Source organism: Chryseobacterium sp. Tr-659 (genome assembly GCF_011752975.1).
GTDB lineage: Bacteria > Bacteroidota > Bacteroidia > Flavobacteriales > Weeksellaceae > Chryseobacterium.
Genome location: NZ_VWWP01000002.1, coordinates 461,168 through 477,548 on the forward strand (window position 1 = coordinate 461,168; position 16,381 = coordinate 477,548).

A 16,381-nucleotide genomic window follows, 5' to 3' on the forward strand; every position below is an offset into this window, starting at 1 on the left:
AAAATTAAATGAATCTATCTATAGTTATTCCGTTACTGAACGAAGAAGACTCTCTGGAAGAGCTTTTTTCAAGAATTGACAAAGTGTGCAGAACCAGCAGCTTATCTTATGAAATCTGGTTTGTAGACGATGGAAGTACGGATCTGTCATGGAGTATTATTGAGAACCTGAAAGTTCAGCATCCTCAGATCCATGCGATTAAATTTTCCAGAAATTATGGAAAATCACAGGCGCTTCACGCGGCTTTTTCAAGAACAAACGGAGATGTGGTAATTACCATGGATGCAGATTTACAAGACTTCCCAGAAGAAATTCCAGAGCTGTATAATATGGTTATCAATGATAATTATGACATCGTTTCCGGTTGGAAGAAGAAGCGTTTTGATAATGTAATGACGAAAAATATACCGTCAAAATTATTCAACGCCGCTGCAAGAAAAGTATCCGGAGTTTATCTTCATGATTTCAATTGTGGTTTAAAAGCTTATAAAAGACAGGTTGTCAAATCCGTAGACGTTTATGGAGATATGCACCGTTATATTCCGGTATTGGCTGCCAATGCAGGTTTCAGAAGAATCACAGAAAAAGAAGTTCAACATCAGGCAAGACCATACGGAACATCAAAATTCGGAACAGAAAGATTTATCAGAGGTTTCCTGGATTTGATAACACTTTGGTTTGTAAGTCGTTTCGGAGGAAGGCCAATGCATTTCTTCGGAGCCGTAGGAACTTTAATGTTTATTTTCGGTTTCCTTTCAGCACTTTGGCTGGGAATTTCCAAACTGATTGATGTTGCCCGAGGAATTTACGGACATTTAATTACCAATAACCCTTGGTTCTATATTGCTTTAACAATGATGATTATGGGAACCCTTCTTTTCATAGCAGGATTCTTAGGAGAAATGATTATCAGAACAAATCGAGAGCATAAGAATTATAATATCGATGAAGTAATTTAAAGTATATACGTCTTAATTGCTTTATATTTAATATGTTAGCATGAGTTGTTTTAAGGATAATTTTGTTATTGAAAATTACATTCTAACATTGGACCATTCCTTTTTAATGGAGGAGCGGCGAAAATTTAAAGAATTTTTGACGGGGTGGTTTTTACTCAATACATTTAAACTAAAACAATAAAGTTGTTTAAACTTAATATAATCCTTCAGAAAGTATAACCTTTTTGAAGGATTTTTTTATGAAAATATCATTACAGTTTTCGGCTTATGAAAAAATAAGACATTAAAACCTATTCCGTTCTTTCAAATAAAAGCAGAAAATTGAAAATTATCAGGTATTTTATTGTCAAAAGACAAAGTTTTTTAGAAATTTTAATCCTATTTTTGTTCAAAATAATATTGAAAGTTTCTATCACGAGGTTAAAAATTCTATCAGAAATTTTCGGTACATTATTGCAGTTGCAAATAGAATATTTAAAATTGAATATGAAAAAAATATTATACACATTGATGCTGGCGGCAGTAGTTTCCTGTGGAAAAGTTTCTCCAAAAGGAAATATAGAGAAGAAAGATGTGGAGGTTTCAGAGTTTGTAAATCTGGATCTGGAGGGTAAATTCCGTGTATTTTATGCCAGAGGCCCTAAGAATTTTGTAGAAATTGAAACCTATCCGAATGTAGCAAACAATTTGGATGTGGATGTGGATGTAAAAGACAAAACACTTTTCATTAAAGAAAAACGAGGAACAAAAGGAGTAGATTTTTATAATGTGACAATTTATTCAAAATATAATCTTGAAAAAGTAGCCGTTTCAGACTCTGTGGAAATGAATATTTCCAGCGAAATCAAAACGGATAATTTCAGGCTTCAGATGAAGAATAATGCAAGCTTCATGGGATCTGTAAACACAAGAAGAGCAGAAATAGAGATGCAGAACAGAAGTCGTGCTAATTTTTTAGGATTAACGAAGGATGCTGTTATAAAGATCTCAGATACAGCAAGCTTAATTTCTCCTTACTGGAAAATTACCAACCTGAATATAGATTCTAAAAACGGAAACTATGCAGAAGTAAATGTGAAAGATTCTTTGAAAGGAAACATTCAGAATACTGCAAAATTTGTCTATTATAACGATCCAATCAGAGCGTTTAAAATTGATAAAACAACAAAAGTTGAAAACAAAAAGCTGGATTAAAAACAGCATTATTTAAACTAGAAACTAGGAACTTTACAAACTATAAAAGAACAACAATAGAAATATGAACACACTAGAAAAAGCGAAACTTTGGTTAAGTGATACCTTCGATAAAGAAACGAGAGATGCTGTACAATTATTGATAGACAGCAATTCCCCTGATCTGGAAGATTCTTTCTACAGAGAACTGGAATTCGGGACCGGAGGAATGCGTGGAATAATGGGAGTAGGAACCAACCGCTTGAATAAATATACATTAGGACAAGCCACACAAGGACTGGCAAACTATATGCTGCAGCAGTTCAAAGGTGAGGAAATTAAAGTGGCCATCGCCTATGATGTTCGTAATAACTCAAAAGAATTCGGAAAACTGGTAGCCGATGTTTTGACGGCAAATGGAATTAAAGTTTTGCTTTTCAAAAATCACAGACCAACTCCTGAATTGTCCTTCACTGTTCGTGATAAAAAATGTAATGGAGGAATTGTATTAACAGCTTCTCACAACCCGCCGGAATACAACGGTTACAAAGTATACTGGAATGACGGAGCACAAATTGTTCCGCCACATGATGAAGCTATCATCAATGAGGTATATTCCGTAAAATTCGAAGAAATTAAATTCAACGGAAATGATGATCTGATCGAATGGATCGGAGAGGAGCAGGACGATGTATATATTGATGCATGTATTGAAAACTCTACGTATCAGAATGTTGGAAAAGAAAACTTAAATATTGTTTTCACCTCTATCCACGGAACAACCTATACAACTATTCCAAAAGCATTAGAAAAAGCAGGATTTAAAAAAGTAGACCTTGTAAGAGAGCAAATGATCCCAAGCGGAAATTTCCCAACAGTAGATTCTCCGAACCCGGAAGAACCTGCAGCATTGGAAATGGCAATGGATCTGGCAAGAATTACCAATGCTGATATCGTTATCGGAACAGATCCGGATGGCGACAGATTAGGAATCGCAGTGAGAAATCTTGATGGGGAAATGCAGCTGCTAAACGGGAACCAGACCAATACTATCCTTACATACTACATCCTGAATGAATGGAGAAAGCAAGGAAGAATTACAGGAAAAGAATTCATTGGTTCTACTATCGTAACTTCAGATATTTTCTATGATATAGCACAAAAATTCGGAGTAGAGTGTAAAGTAGGTCTTACAGGATTCAAATGGATCGGAAAAATGATCCGCGATGCAGAAGGAACACAAAAGTTTGTGTGTGGAGGTGAAGAGAGTTTCGGTTTCATGACAGGAGATTTCGTTCGTGATAAAGATTCTTGCGGAAGTATTCTTTTAGCCTGTGAAATTGCAGCCTGGTGTAAAGCTAATGGGAAAACAATGTATCAGTATATGATTGAGATCTACAAAGATCTTGGAATGTATTACGAAGGGTTAATTAACATTGTAAGAAAAGGAAAAGAAGGTGCTGAAGAAATTCAGAATATGATGAAAAACTTCCGTGAAAATCCTCCGAAGGAACTGGCAGGCTCAGAAGTACTGCAAATCAATGATTTTAAGGAACAAACCAGCTTTAATGTTTCCAGGAATGATAAAAAAGTAATGAATGATATTCCAAAGTCTAATGTATTGATTTATTATACGGAAGATGGAACAAAAGTCTGCGTAAGACCTTCAGGAACAGAACCGAAGATTAAATTTTATGTTTCTGTAAGAGATTCCATCGCTTCAGAAGCAGATTTCAGAGATAAATTAAAATCATTGGAAGCTAAGATCGGTGCAGTTAAAACAGATTTAAAACTGGATTAATTTTCCGGAAACAGCAGATGATCAAAAGAATAATAGCAGTTTGTTTACTGTCTGCAGCTGTAGTTTCCTGTAAAAAGGAGACCGTAGCTGCAGATACAAAAAAAACGGCTGACTCGATTGCGTTAACAGAAGCCAAAGAAGACAATTACAAGCCGATAGACACAGCTTGTTCTCCCCATCATAAAACGGAGGATTATATCACATCTCTTCAATGGTACCGTACCAAAATCGAAAAAGAAATGGCGGTGAACAGTCCGGAACAGAACGACGAAGTATACGAAGATTATTTAAAAATAAGAGGGAAATATACGGAGTGTCTGATGAGCTTACATAGTGATGTTCTGGATAAATATGTGAATTATTATAATTATGATAAGGATCAGTATAACCTTCCAGACCATGTAAAAAATATAGCTGCAGAACTGAAAAAAGCAGGTCTTGAGTTCAGGGAAGTAGGAGAAGGAATGACTGAAATATGGACCATTCCGGGATACTATCCTTCCATTTTTAAAAATAAAGTAACTCCCGATTATGCGGTATACATTTCACAAATCGATAAAGAAAGTGAAACTAATTATGCGGCAGATGCAGGGCTGATGATTTCCTGGGAACAATTAGGAAACAGACTGATGTTCTGGGAAAATTTTATAAACAAATATCCTCAAAGCAAACTGATAAAAGCGGTTAAAAAGGATTATAATATCTATTTGTCCGATTATCTTTTAGGAATGGATAATACACCGACTTTTGAAAGAAATCCGGACAATGGAACAGGAAAACTAAACGATGAAAACAGAGCGGAATTCAATAGGATCATAAAAAAATATCCGAATTCCAACACAGCCGGAAAAGTGAAAGAAGTAATTGCTCTTTTTGATGCACAAATGCCGGTAGATCAGATATATGAAAGGATCAATGCAGAATGATAATATAAATTTAAAATAAGAAAAAAGTGAAAGTTTCAAAATTAGCAGCGAACCTGATCGGTTCTGAAATTGTAAAAATTGGTAATGAAGTAAATGATTTAAAAGCAAAAGGAGCAGAAATTGCCAATCTTACTATTGGTGATTTGAATTCTAATATCTATCCTATTCCGGCATTGCTGAAGGAAGAAATTCAGAAAGCATATCAGAATAATCTGACGAATTATCCGCCTGCCAACGGACTTTTATCTTTAAGAAAAGAGGTTTCCAAAGACCTTAAAAACAGATGGAATCTGGATTATGCACCTGATGATATCCTGATTACAGCAGGTTCAAGACCTTTGATCTATGCTGTATATAAAACCATTGTAGATGAGGGAGATAAAGTAGTATATCCTACACCATCTTGGAATAACAACCACTATGCTTACCTTACTTCAGCCAACGCTGTGGAAGTAAAAACAAAACCTGAAACTAATTTTCTTCCCACTGCTGATGATTTAAGACCTCATTTAGACGGTGCAGTTCTGTTGGCACTTTGTTCGCCATTGAACCCTACAGGAACAATGTTTACAAAAGAACAGCTTTCAGAAATCTGTGAATTGGTAATCGCTGAAAACAAAAAAAGAGGTGAAGATGAAAAACCATTGTACTTAATGTATGATCAGATCTATTCTAATCTTACTTTCGGTGCAGAGCACGTAGATCCTGTTTCACTTTTCCCTGAAATGAAAGAGTATACAATTTATATCGATGGTATTTCAAAATGTCTTGCCGCTACAGGAGTACGTGTGGGATGGGGATTCGGTCCTGCTCATATTCTGGATAAAATGAAAGCACTTCTTACGCATGTTGGAGCCTGGGCACCAAAACCAGAGCAGGAAGCAACTGCAAAATTCTATGAAAACCCGGAAAATGTAAATATTTTCGTAGATGATTTTAAAGCAAAACTTGAAGAAAGTTTAAAAGTTCTTCATGGAGGAATCCAGGATCTGAAAGGAAAAGGCCTTTCTGTAGACAGCATTGAGCCGATGGGGGCACTTTACCTTACAATCAAACTTGATTATATCGGAAAAACAAAACCGGACGGAGCCGTAATTGAAAACTCTTCTGATCTGGTATTTTATCTGATCAATGAAGCAGGAGTAGCATTGGTACCATTCTCAGCGTTTGGAGAAGAGAAGTCTGAACCTTGGTTCCGTGCATCCGTAGGAGGATTAGCAGTAGATGAGATCAAAGTAATGCTTCCAAAGCTGGAGAATGCTTTGAATAATTTGAAATAATTTTTAAATAAATAATAAATGCTTCAATTTCGTTCAGTATGACACCATTACAATAAATAGTATCAGCCGTGTCACTCCGAGCAGAATTGGAGCATTTTTGATTGATGCACAAAATAAGATGAAACTTCCCAAAAAACAACTTCTTTCCACTAGATTTTTGTTTTATTCCACATTAGCCATTATTGGCCTGGTGGTTCTGAGTGTCTGGATTTCCGGGATTAATTCTCACCGGTCTTTATTTCAGAATTCTATAGTATCAACATCTATTTTAGCAGGTTCATTTTTTCTGTTTATAAGTATAGGCTTATATTATGGTCTCAAATTAAAGGATAATCTCGGAAGTATTTTAACCAAAGAAAGAATAAAACGCTATTCGGATAAGACGCCGAAAATTGATGGATTAGACTTTGATCCGCCGTTGGTAGAAGATGGGATAGGCGGAGTTATACTTTCCATTGTTCTATGGATTGTGTTTTCAATTTTACTGGTATTCCTTTTCTATTTTCTTGGACTGTTCTTTTGGTCATCCGTTTTATTTTTAACTGCAATGCTCTACTGGATCTTTTTCCGGGCGTTGAGATTGGTATTTAAAAATTCGGGAAAATGTAAAGGAAGGGTGTTAAAGAGCTTTGGATTCGGATTTTTATATTCTTCTTTGTATGTTTTCTGGATCTATGGAATTATTCTTTTAGTCAATTATCTTATTTAAATAAAAGAATTAGATTATCGCTGCAGTTAAAAATACAAACGTTTTAAAGTGAAAAAATTAAATAATCCTTAAAATTAAGTAAACATTTTGTCCAAAGTCAACTTGTGATTACCTTTGGCACTTTTACACACTTAAATAAAATAGGATCGAAAATAACAACGATGAAAAAACTGAGATTTTTACTCTTACCAGTTTCAATATTGGTATGCTCTCAAGAAGTAGATAGTCTAAAGGTGAATGAGTTACCTAAGAATTCTGATCTGCCAAAAGTACAAACGTACACCTTAAAAGATGGTTCGGTAAGAACTTACCCAAAACCCAAACTATTGGATTTTATTACCAAACTGCCCCGGAATTTTATTAATACAAACAAAGATTTTGTAGCCAAAGACCACGCTTATTATTTAGGCGGAGCAGTTGCAGCAACGCTGATTCTTTTGCCATTTGATCAGAAGTTAATAGACAACTCAAGGGAGCTGGGAGAAAGATGGGGAATGGATAAAGATAACAACTATACCAAAATTGGTGGTGTTTTTAAAATTCCTAAAGACATAGGCTCTACCCTGTATCTGATAGGAAATGGTTCTACCTTGGTATTACTTGGGATTGGTTTTGGTACATACGGTTTAATTAAAAATGATTACAGAGCACAGGCAACGGCAAGCGGATTGATGGAAAGTTTAATTCTTTCCGGAGTATTTACGCAGACCATTAAAAGAATTACAGGAAGAGAAAGCCCGTTCATTGCAGAAATGAATGGAAATAAAGGAGGGGCATGGAACCCGTTTCCAAGTTTTTCAGCATTCAGTAAAAATACTTCAAATTATGATGCCATGCCTTCCGGGCACTTAACTACATTTATGGCCGGGATTACTGTAATCGCCGATAATTATCCGGATGCAAAATGGATAAAACCCGTAGGATATACATTGGCAGGAGCATTATGTTTTCAAATGATGCAAAGTAAAGTTCACTGGGCATCAGACTATCCGTTAGCCTTATTGATGGGATATTTTATTGGAAAAACCATTTCAAAAAGCAGATATACGTCATCAGAAGGTACCATCGGAAAAACAAAATATAATCTCAATTTTGTAGCATCCCGTCAGTGGGAATATAATATGGTTGGGGTAAAACTTTCTTTTTAACTTAAATATTTTTTAAATTCATAAAGCTAATTTTCACTACATTTGATCTTAATAGATGATTATTGCTTGTTTTTTAACATTGAAATGGAATCTATTGACTTGAAATTACTTAATCAATATTTAACTTAATGAAAATAATCGCTGTCATTCCGGCACGTTACGAAGCAAGCCGCTTTCCAGGTAAACTCATGCAGATTTTAGGAGAAAAAACCGTTATTACCACAACCTATCAGAATGTAATGGAGACCGGCCTGTTTAATGAAGTATTCGTAGCAACGGATTCTGAAATTATTTTTGACGAAATTACCAGAAATGGTGGAAAAGCGGTAATGACAGGCCAGCATGAGACAGGAAGCGACCGTATTGCCGAAGCTGTACAGAACATAGATTGTGATATTGTGATCAATGTCCAGGGAGATGAACCTTTTCTTAAATTGGAGCCTTTACAACAGTTGATCGAAGTTTTTAAGCACGATGATCAGCAGGAAATTTCCTTAGCTTCTTTAAAGATACAATTGCATGAAAAAGAAGAAATTGAAAATCCGAACAATGTAAAAGTTATTACTGATAACAACGGGTTTGCCTTATATTTCAGCCGTTCTGTAATTCCTTTTCATAGAGAAACTTCCTATGATGTAAGCTACTTTAAACATATCGGAGTATATGCATTCAGGAAAGAAGCATTGTTGCAGTTCTCAAAACTGGAAATGAAGCCATTGGAAATTTCTGAAAAGATTGAATGCATCCGCTATCTGGAATACGGAATGAAAATTAAAATGATTGAAACCAATTTCATTGGCGTTGGCATTGATACACCAGAAGACCTTGAAAAAGCTAGAAAGTTAATTTAAAATTGTTGTATACCGTAAAGAAAATTGGCAGATGAGCTCTTTCGCTTCCTTCGCCTTTTTTGCAATTTTACATAATTCCCCCTATATTTGAAATTATAAATAAAATTAATGAAGAAGTTACTGCTAGTATTTGGACTTGTATTTTCGCACCTGACATTTGCCCAGACTGCCAAGGAAATTATTGACAAAAATATTGAACTATCCGGAGGGTTAACGAACTGGAAACTTTTAAATTCGGTTTTGCTTCAGGGAAAAGTAGTATTGGGAATTAAAGATGAATATCCAATAAAAATTTACCAGCAGCGCCCTAATCTTACAAAAACATTGATTACCACGGGAGGAAAAGAAAGTGCAATTGAAGGTTTTGATGGAACTAAAGGCTATGCAATGAATTATGCTGCCAACAAGCTTCAGGTATACCCTGAATACGTACCGGAAAGTTTTGATAATGACTTTATTGATTGGGAAAATAAAGGTTTTGAAGCTAAATATCTTGGAAAAGAAAAAGTAGGAGAGATCTATTGTCATAAGGTGGAACTTACCAAAAATGTAAATAAGAATATGTATTATTTCGATACACAGACTTATATGCTTTTAAAAGAGGTAAAAAAAGAAGAAACGGTAGTATATTCCGATTATAAAAAAGTGGGAAATCTTACAATGCCTTTCAGAATTGAGTCTTCAAGCCCTAAAAAAGACGGAGATTATGTGATGTTACTGAATAGAGTTGACATCAACAAAGTTTTCCCGGCTAATACTTTTAAGTTTTAAATTCAACTGCAGCTCTGGCTGCATAAAATTATAAGAAATGAAAAAGATTTTTTTAATGCTGCTTTTATTGATGGCATTTTTGCAAAGCTGCACCAATCAAAAAAGTGAAATTTCTAAAGCTAAAACCAAAGAACTTATGGGAAAAACAATATATGACTTTACAGTAGAAAGTCTTGACGGGAAGGAGATCAACTTCGCAGATTTTAAAGGAAAGAAGATCCTTATCGTCAATACTGCATCAGAATGTGGGTTTACTCCTCAGTATGCAGATCTGGAAAAAGTATATGAGCAGTATAAAGATAAATTGGTAATAGTAGGTTTTCCTGCCAATAATTTTGGAGGACAGGAACCTGGAACCAATACTGAAATCGGAGCATTTTGCCAGAAAAATTATGGCGTAACATTTCCGATGGCTGCCAAAGTTTCTGTAAAAGGAGATGATACCGCTCCAATCTTTAAATACTTAACAGAACAGGAATTAAATGGAGTAAAAAATACTACCATCCTTTGGAATTTTACCAAGTTTTTAGTTGATGAGAACGGAAAACTGATCGATTCTTTTGTAAGCACTACAAAACCTACAGACGAAGCCATTACAAAATATCTGAAATAAAAGCATACGCTTTTTAGAATAACAAACTCGACTCCGCTTAACCTGGCATTCAAATAATACATCTGGTATTAGAAATGTCACGCTGAGCGGAGTCGAAGTGTTTTATAATAAGTTTTAAGAATTGATTATCTTCTAATTGTCAATATTTTTTTCCGCAAAACAGAAGATATTCCCGAGTTTAATGCTGGAATAACCATTACTTTTAATTTTTGAAGAATTAATCATCGCTTTGGCCAAAATATTGGTGGGCAGTGGTTTTTGGCTTTCCAATAATCCGAATTTATTGGCAAATTTAATGATCCGGCTGCCCAAAACTTCACCGGTTCTTTCAGAATCTTTTCTTTCCAGCATTCCGGGTTTGAAGATGGTTATTTTATTGAAATGCAGCTGTTTTACAGCTTCCTCCAGTTCTCCTTTCATTTTTGAATAGAAAATTTTAGAATTTGGGCTTGCACCATACGCTGAAACCAGAATATAATCTTCCACATTATTCTCTTTGGCTGCCTTCGCAAATTCATACTGATAATCATAATCAACTTTTTTTTGAGCTTCTTTGCTTCCGGCATCTTTTAAAGTGGTTCCCAGGCAGGAAAAAGCGACATCCCCATTAACTAAGGAACTCCATTCTTCAGGTTTCTCAAAATTGACAATATGAACTTTAAGTTTATCATTCTGAATATTGACCGGTTTTCTTACAAAAATGTCAACTTCATCAAATTCCTTATCATTAAGCAGCTGATTCACCAGATCTTTTCCTGTGGCACCTGTAGCACCTATTACCAAAGCTTTCATAATATTTGTAATTGTGTGAGATTATTTCTTTCTTAAATTTACTAAATTTGAATAAAAGATAAAAGATAAAAGATAAAAGATAAAAGATAAAAGATAAAAGATAAAAGATAAAAGATAAAAGATAAAAGATAAAAGATAAAAGATCTTTTCATTAAACGTCTTGAATATCAATCAGCATTAATCATATTACTAATTACCTATTGCTCATTACTTATAAACTTATGGATGCCAACGAAATTTTAGACTATTGTCTTGCCAAAAAAGGAGTTACAGAAAGCTTTCCGTTTGATAATGAAACGCTTGTACTAAAAGTGGATACCAAAATGTTTTTATTAATGGCACTGGAGAAACAGCCATTATCTATTAATGTAAAGACAGATCCGGAATGGAGCGCTGAACTTCGCGAACAATATCCACAGATTACAGGTGCCTATCATATGAACAAAACCCATTGGAATTCTGTAATGGTAGATGGCCTTAAGAGAGAGTTGATCTTTAAACTTCTTGATCAGTCATATGATCTGGTTTTTAAATCTCTCACAAAGAAAGCTCAGAATGCAGTGAATGAATCTCTTTAAAAAAGAAATAAAGAATAAGGTACGAAATTTGTTGTCCGTTATTAGTGAAATATTTAAACCAATTTTAATAAAATAAAGAACAAATGAGAAATCACCTTTTATTATTCATGGCAGCGGGTGCATTGACACTATCAAGCTGTAATAAGACAGAAAAGAAAACTACTGATGCTAATCCTCCTGCTTCAGCTCCGGCAACGGCTACAGAAAGCTCTTCTGACAATCTTAAAATAGAATTTTCAGGAACAGAAAATTTTACGATTAAAAATCCAAAGCTAAAAGTAAGTTTGTATGGAGTAGATGAAGCCCTGGCTGATGCTCCCGCTACCTTAATTACAGAAAAAGAATACGAAGAGAAATCGGTACCTTTTACGATTGATCTGCCGGTACCTAAAGATGCTGCCAGTAAGATTAATCCTAAACCGGCAGGTCCTGCTAAGTATTATGTAACAGTAAGCTGGGATTCGGATGGTAATGGAAAAGCAGGTGAAAAAGGAGATATATTTATCGATTATGACAAAGCATTTCCTAACGTAAAACTAAATAATGAAACCCAGAAAATTTACTTAAAAATATTAAAATAAAATCTGGTGAAATAGTATAAAAAAGCCGATTCAAAATTTTTGAATCGGCTTTTTTATATCTTAGAAATTAAATTCTTGTGTTAATCTTTTATCTTCATCCAACCTTTCGATCAGTTTTTCAAGGCCTTCAAATTTGATTTCATCATGAAGAAAGTCCCTGAACTTTACTGTAATTCTTTCATCATAGATATCATCATCAAAATCAAGGATATAAACTTCAACCGTTAATTTCTCCCCGTTTACTGTAGGATTCGTTCCTATACTCAGCATTCCTTTATATGGTTTACCTTTTATAATTACTTCAACAATATAGGCTCCTTTTTTAGGTAAAAGTTTAATAGATTCCGTGTCAATATTCGCTGTCGGATACCCAATTGTTCTGCCTATTTTCTTTCCATGAACCACAGTTCCTGAAACAGAGTAGGAATAACCAAGCATTTCGTTTGCTTCTTTAATATTCCCTGCCAGAAGAGCATTACGAACCTTTGTGGAACTGATATTATTTTCGTGAATATTAATTGCTTCCATTTGCTCAACTTCAAAATCAAGTTCTTTGGATAGTTTTTGAAGCAGTTCAAAGTTCCCGCTTTTATTTTTTCCGAAAGAGTGATCGTACCCGATAATAAGGTATTTTACATTGAGCTTGTCAATTAAAATCTGGCGTACAAACTCTTCTCCGGTTAAGTTTCTGAACTCTTCGTCAAATTCTTTCAAGAACAGATGATCAATGCCATACTTGTCAATGAGCTGCTTCTTTTCATCCAGTGTATTCAGGAGTTTTAAATCTTCATTAGGGTTAAAAACGAATCTTGGATGCGGCCAGAATGTAAGGATGGCAGTTTCCAGATTGTTCTCTGAACCTATCTTAATAAGCTCATCGATAATACTTTTGTGTCCGAGATGTACTCCGTCAAACATACCCAAAGACAATGCTAGAGGCCTTTGTGAGGAATAATCTGTAAAATTCTTGAAAACTTTCAAAACGGAAAAATTTTGAATGCAAATATAGATATAATGTAACAATCTATCAATATAACAATGTATCATTATTTTTTTACTGAAATATGATTGTTAGACTGGGATACTATTACATTAGTAGATTTGTAAAAAGCATGATAAAAATCTTTTTTTTACCAATTGCGGGTTTATCAAGAATCACTATATTTGCACCAAGAAAAAATTTAGCAATGGCAAACCAAATTAAAGGTAAAATTTCTCAAATTATTGGTCCGGTAATCGACGTTGTCTTCACAGATGTGGAAGCTGTTCCAGCAATCTATGACGCGTTAGAAATTACAAAAGAAAACGGTGAAAAAGTAGTTTTAGAGGTAGAACAACATATTGGCGAAGATACAGTAAGATGTATTGCAATGGACGCTACTGACGGTCTTAAGAGAGGGCAGGATGTAATCGGATACGGAAATCCTATTATGATGCCAATCGGTGAGGCTGTAAACGGAAGACTATTCAACGTTGTTGGTGATGCTATCGACGGACTTCAAGATATTTCTAAGGATGGTGGTCTTCCAATTCACAGACCAGCTCCAAAATTTGATCAACTTTCAACTTCTGCAGAAGTTTTATTTACAGGTATTAAAGTAATCGACCTAGTTGAGCCTTACGCAAAAGGAGGTAAAATTGGATTGTTCGGTGGTGCTGGTGTAGGTAAAACAGTATTGATTCAGGAGTTAATTAACAATATTGCAAAAGGACACGGAGGTCTTTCAGTATTTGCCGGAGTAGGTGAAAGAACGAGAGAAGGAAATGACCTTTTAAGAGAGATGTTGGAATCAGGAATTATCAAGTATGGTGATGATTTCATGCACTCTATGGAAAACGGAGGTTGGGATCTTTCTAAAGTAGACCTAGAGGCTATGAAAGATTCTAAAGCTGCATTCGTTTTCGGACAGATGAACGAGCCGCCAGGTGCAAGAGCTAGAGTAGCACTTTCTGGTCTTACATTAGCTGAGTACTACAGAGACGGTGGAGAAAGCGGACAAGGTAGAGACGTACTTTTCTTCGTAGATAACATCTTCCGTTTTACACAGGCTGGTTCTGAGGTATCTGCACTTCTTGGTCGTATGCCATCAGCGGTAGGTTACCAACCAACTCTTGCTTCTGAGATGGGTGCGATGCAGGAAAGAATTACTTCAACTAAAAACGGTTCAATTACTTCAGTACAAGCGGTATACGTACCTGCGGATGACTTAACTGACCCGGCTCCTGCAACTACGTTTGCTCACTTGGATGCAACTACGGTACTTGACAGAAAGATTGCTTCATTAGGTATTTATCCAGCGGTAGATCCACTAGCATCTACTTCAAGAATCCTTGCTCCTGAAGTTATTGGTCACGATCATTATAACTGTGCTCAAAGAGTAAAAGAAATCCTTCAAAGATACAAAGCGCTTCAGGATATCATTGCAATCCTTGGTATGGAAGAACTTTCTGAAGAAGATAAAGCAGTTGTTTACCGTGCAAGAAAAGTTCAGAGATTCTTATCTCAGCCTTTCCACGTAGCAGAACAGTTTACAGGTATCCCTGGATCATTAGTTGATATCAAAGATACAATCAAAGGATTCAACATGATTATGGATGGTGAATTAGATCACTTACCAGAAGCTGCTTTCAACTTGAAAGGAACTATCGAAGAAGCTATCGAAGCAGGACAAAAAATGTTAGCTGAAAACGCTTAATAATTAGACATAAAGATAGCAGATACCAGACATGAGACTTTAAGGTTGTCTGAAATCTGAAATCTGAAATCTTCAAATCTAAATTAAAATGAATATAAAAATTTTAACACCAGAATATGTAGTTTTTGAAGGAGAAGTAGACTCAGTATTATTGCCTGGAAAAAATGGTGAATTCCACATCATGAAAAACCACGCAGGTATCGTTTCTTCTTTGATCGGAGGTGATGTAAAGCTTTTTGCTAATTCTATTGATGAAGCTTTTGCTAAATACTTTACCAAAGAAAACGGAAAAGACTCTGTTTTTGCTTATAATATCAAAAGCGGTGTTGTAGAATTTAATCATAATAAGGGAATTATCCTTTGTGAATAATTAAATGAAAAGCTAAATATATTTTCAAGAAAGTGTAACTTTGTGTTACACTTTTTTATTTTATGTAAAAGTCTGATTGTATGAAGAAAAGCATAATCACATTCTTTACAGTTCTGGGAATGTTCCTCCATGCTCAGAATATCAAGACCAAAAGAGGAATTATCAATTTAGATGGAATTCCGGTAGCCAAGCTCTCTCATAAATCCAGTGAATATACATTTATGGATCTAAAAGAGACACCGCTCTATACTATAAAATTCATTGATAAAAGTATCGTTGATTCTGTTAGGGATAGTTATATCAGCTTGAACAGGGTTTATAACAGAGACAAGACAATAGAACTTGATTATATTTCTCCTTCTGCATTTTCGGGAGAAGAAAAGTCGGCAGTCTACACTTCTGTAAACGGACTTAAAATTATTGATAACAAAGGGATCAATGTAAAAAATCTTGATGAGTTGTTTTCAAATATTCCTAAAAGAAAGCTGGATAACAAAACGAAAGAAGCTTATACTATCAGAAAAAAAATAGATAAGCTGAATATTGAAGTGAATAAAGTAGGAGAGATCCTTAGTAATGGAGTTCCGGTAGGATATTTTACCAATTTGCCCGTAAGCTTTGGTTCAGAAGATACCATTATGGATAAAACACCTATTGATATTGAAATTTATGATGCTAAAAGTAAGCTGATCGGAAGATATATCACCACTACTAAGCAGCTGAAAACAGCTGGTGGAAAGTCTTTTACAATCTATAAGGAAATGTCCGGAAGAGCATCTATTCTAAAGTTTCCTACCTATAAAGCTCTGGCAGAACGTATGGCTATTATGGACCCGAACTTTATTAAAATACAGGATAAGGTATCGGTAGGCCCTGTATCAAAGGATACGCCTAATTAAGCTTTGACATTCGAGGGTTGTAAAAAATATGTATCATTAGCCCATCTCACGGATTGCCAAAGTAATAATTTGCACTTTGTCATTCTGAAGGAATCCGCTTTAGCCCGTTTATCAAAAGATAAATATTTCATAGGCTTTAAAATTAAAAACGTGTAATTTGATCTGAAGATTCAGAAATCAATATGTAGTGGTATCAGTAAAATCAGTGAAAAAAATTATTTAATAGCAAAAATC

At 35.0% G+C, this 16,381-nt stretch carries 17 protein-coding genes; 15 read left to right on the plus strand and 2 right to left on the minus strand.

Going from position 1 to position 16,381, the window contains the following annotated elements; all coding sequences use genetic code 11:
• Positions 1–8 precede the first annotated feature (8 nt).
• The 10 genes from F3J23_RS06325 to F3J23_RS06370 all read left to right on the plus strand — a co-directional run bounded on the left by F3J23_RS06325 (position 9) and on the right by F3J23_RS06370 (position 10,231).
• Positions 9–959, plus strand: a complete 951-nt coding sequence (locus tag F3J23_RS06325; protein ID WP_167025794.1) for a glycosyltransferase family 2 protein — start codon at positions 9–11, stop codon at positions 957–959.
• 486 nt (positions 960–1,445) lie between these two features.
• Positions 1,446–2,153: a GIN domain-containing protein gene (locus F3J23_RS06330; protein ID WP_167025797.1), complete on the plus strand. Its 708-nt coding sequence runs from the start codon at positions 1,446–1,448 to the stop codon at positions 2,151–2,153.
• 64 nt (positions 2,154–2,217) lie between these two features.
• Positions 2,218–3,933: a phospho-sugar mutase gene (locus F3J23_RS06335; protein WP_167025800.1), complete on the plus strand. Its 1,716-nt coding sequence runs from the start codon at positions 2,218–2,220 to the stop codon at positions 3,931–3,933.
• Positions 3,934–3,950: 17 nt separating this feature from the next.
• A complete protein-coding gene (locus F3J23_RS06340) occupies positions 3,951–4,859 on the plus strand; it encodes a hypothetical protein (RefSeq protein WP_167025803.1) in 909 nt (302 codons plus the stop codon).
• A 26-nt stretch (positions 4,860–4,885) separates the two neighbouring features.
• Complete coding sequence (locus tag F3J23_RS06345) at positions 4,886–6,139, plus strand: pyridoxal phosphate-dependent aminotransferase (protein ID WP_167025806.1); 1,254 nt, start codon at positions 4,886–4,888, stop codon at positions 6,137–6,139.
• Between the two features lie 118 nt (positions 6,140–6,257).
• Positions 6,258–6,848, plus strand: a complete 591-nt coding sequence (locus F3J23_RS06350) for a hypothetical protein (RefSeq protein ID WP_167025809.1) — start codon at positions 6,258–6,260, stop codon at positions 6,846–6,848.
• A 161-nt stretch (positions 6,849–7,009) separates the two neighbouring features.
• A complete protein-coding gene (locus tag F3J23_RS06355) occupies positions 7,010–7,996 on the plus strand; it encodes a phosphatase PAP2 family protein (protein ID WP_167025812.1) in 987 nt (328 codons plus the stop codon).
• Between the two features lie 128 nt (positions 7,997–8,124).
• Positions 8,125–8,847, plus strand: a complete 723-nt coding sequence (kdsB, locus tag F3J23_RS06360) for a 3-deoxy-manno-octulosonate cytidylyltransferase (protein ID WP_167025815.1) — start codon at positions 8,125–8,127, stop codon at positions 8,845–8,847.
• Positions 8,848–8,955: 108 nt separating this feature from the next.
• The gene (locus tag F3J23_RS06365) at positions 8,956–9,618 is read left to right on the plus strand and encodes an outer membrane lipoprotein-sorting protein (RefSeq protein WP_167025818.1); all 663 of its coding nucleotides are present in this window, start codon (positions 8,956–8,958) and stop codon (positions 9,616–9,618) included.
• A 37-nt stretch (positions 9,619–9,655) separates the two neighbouring features.
• Positions 9,656–10,231, plus strand: coding sequence for a glutathione peroxidase (locus F3J23_RS06370; protein ID WP_167025821.1), 576 nt, complete (start codon positions 9,656–9,658; stop codon positions 10,229–10,231).
• Between the two features lie 132 nt (positions 10,232–10,363).
• On the opposite strand, the gene F3J23_RS06375 is transcribed toward F3J23_RS06370, so the two are convergent.
• Positions 10,364–11,023 carry an NAD(P)H-binding protein gene (locus F3J23_RS06375; protein WP_167025825.1) on the minus strand — a complete coding sequence of 220 codons (660 nt, stop codon included), beginning with the start codon at positions 11,021–11,023 and terminating at the stop codon, positions 10,364–10,366.
• 221 nt (positions 11,024–11,244) lie between these two features.
• Here F3J23_RS06375 and F3J23_RS06380 point away from each other — a divergent pair, with 221 nt between their 5' ends.
• Positions 11,245–11,601 (plus strand): MmcQ/YjbR family DNA-binding protein, encoded by a 357-nt coding sequence (locus tag F3J23_RS06380; protein ID WP_167025828.1) that lies wholly within the window; start codon positions 11,245–11,247, stop codon positions 11,599–11,601.
• Between the two features lie 83 nt (positions 11,602–11,684).
• Entirely contained in the window at positions 11,685–12,182 is a 498-nt protein-coding gene (locus F3J23_RS06385; RefSeq protein ID WP_228455275.1) for a hypothetical protein, read from the plus strand.
• A gap of 60 nt (positions 12,183–12,242) precedes the next feature.
• On the opposite strand, the gene F3J23_RS06390 is transcribed toward F3J23_RS06385, so the two are convergent.
• Positions 12,243–13,163 carry a bifunctional riboflavin kinase/FAD synthetase gene (locus tag F3J23_RS06390; protein WP_167025831.1) on the minus strand — a complete coding sequence of 307 codons (921 nt, stop codon included), beginning with the start codon at positions 13,161–13,163 and terminating at the stop codon, positions 12,243–12,245.
• Between the two features lie 206 nt (positions 13,164–13,369).
• Between F3J23_RS06390 and atpD the strand changes: the two genes are divergently transcribed.
• From atpD to F3J23_RS06405, 3 genes are all read left to right on the plus strand, one after another.
• On the plus strand, positions 13,370–14,878 hold the full coding sequence (atpD, locus tag F3J23_RS06395) for a F0F1 ATP synthase subunit beta (protein ID WP_062674887.1): 1,509 nt from the start codon (positions 13,370–13,372) through the stop codon (positions 14,876–14,878).
• An 88-nt stretch (positions 14,879–14,966) separates the two neighbouring features.
• Positions 14,967–15,248, plus strand: coding sequence for a FoF1 ATP synthase subunit delta/epsilon (locus tag F3J23_RS06400; protein WP_167025835.1), 282 nt, complete (start codon positions 14,967–14,969; stop codon positions 15,246–15,248).
• Between the two features lie 80 nt (positions 15,249–15,328).
• A complete protein-coding gene (locus F3J23_RS06405; protein ID WP_167025839.1) occupies positions 15,329–16,147 on the plus strand; it encodes a hypothetical protein in 819 nt (272 codons plus the stop codon).
• Positions 16,148–16,381 lie beyond the last annotated feature (234 nt).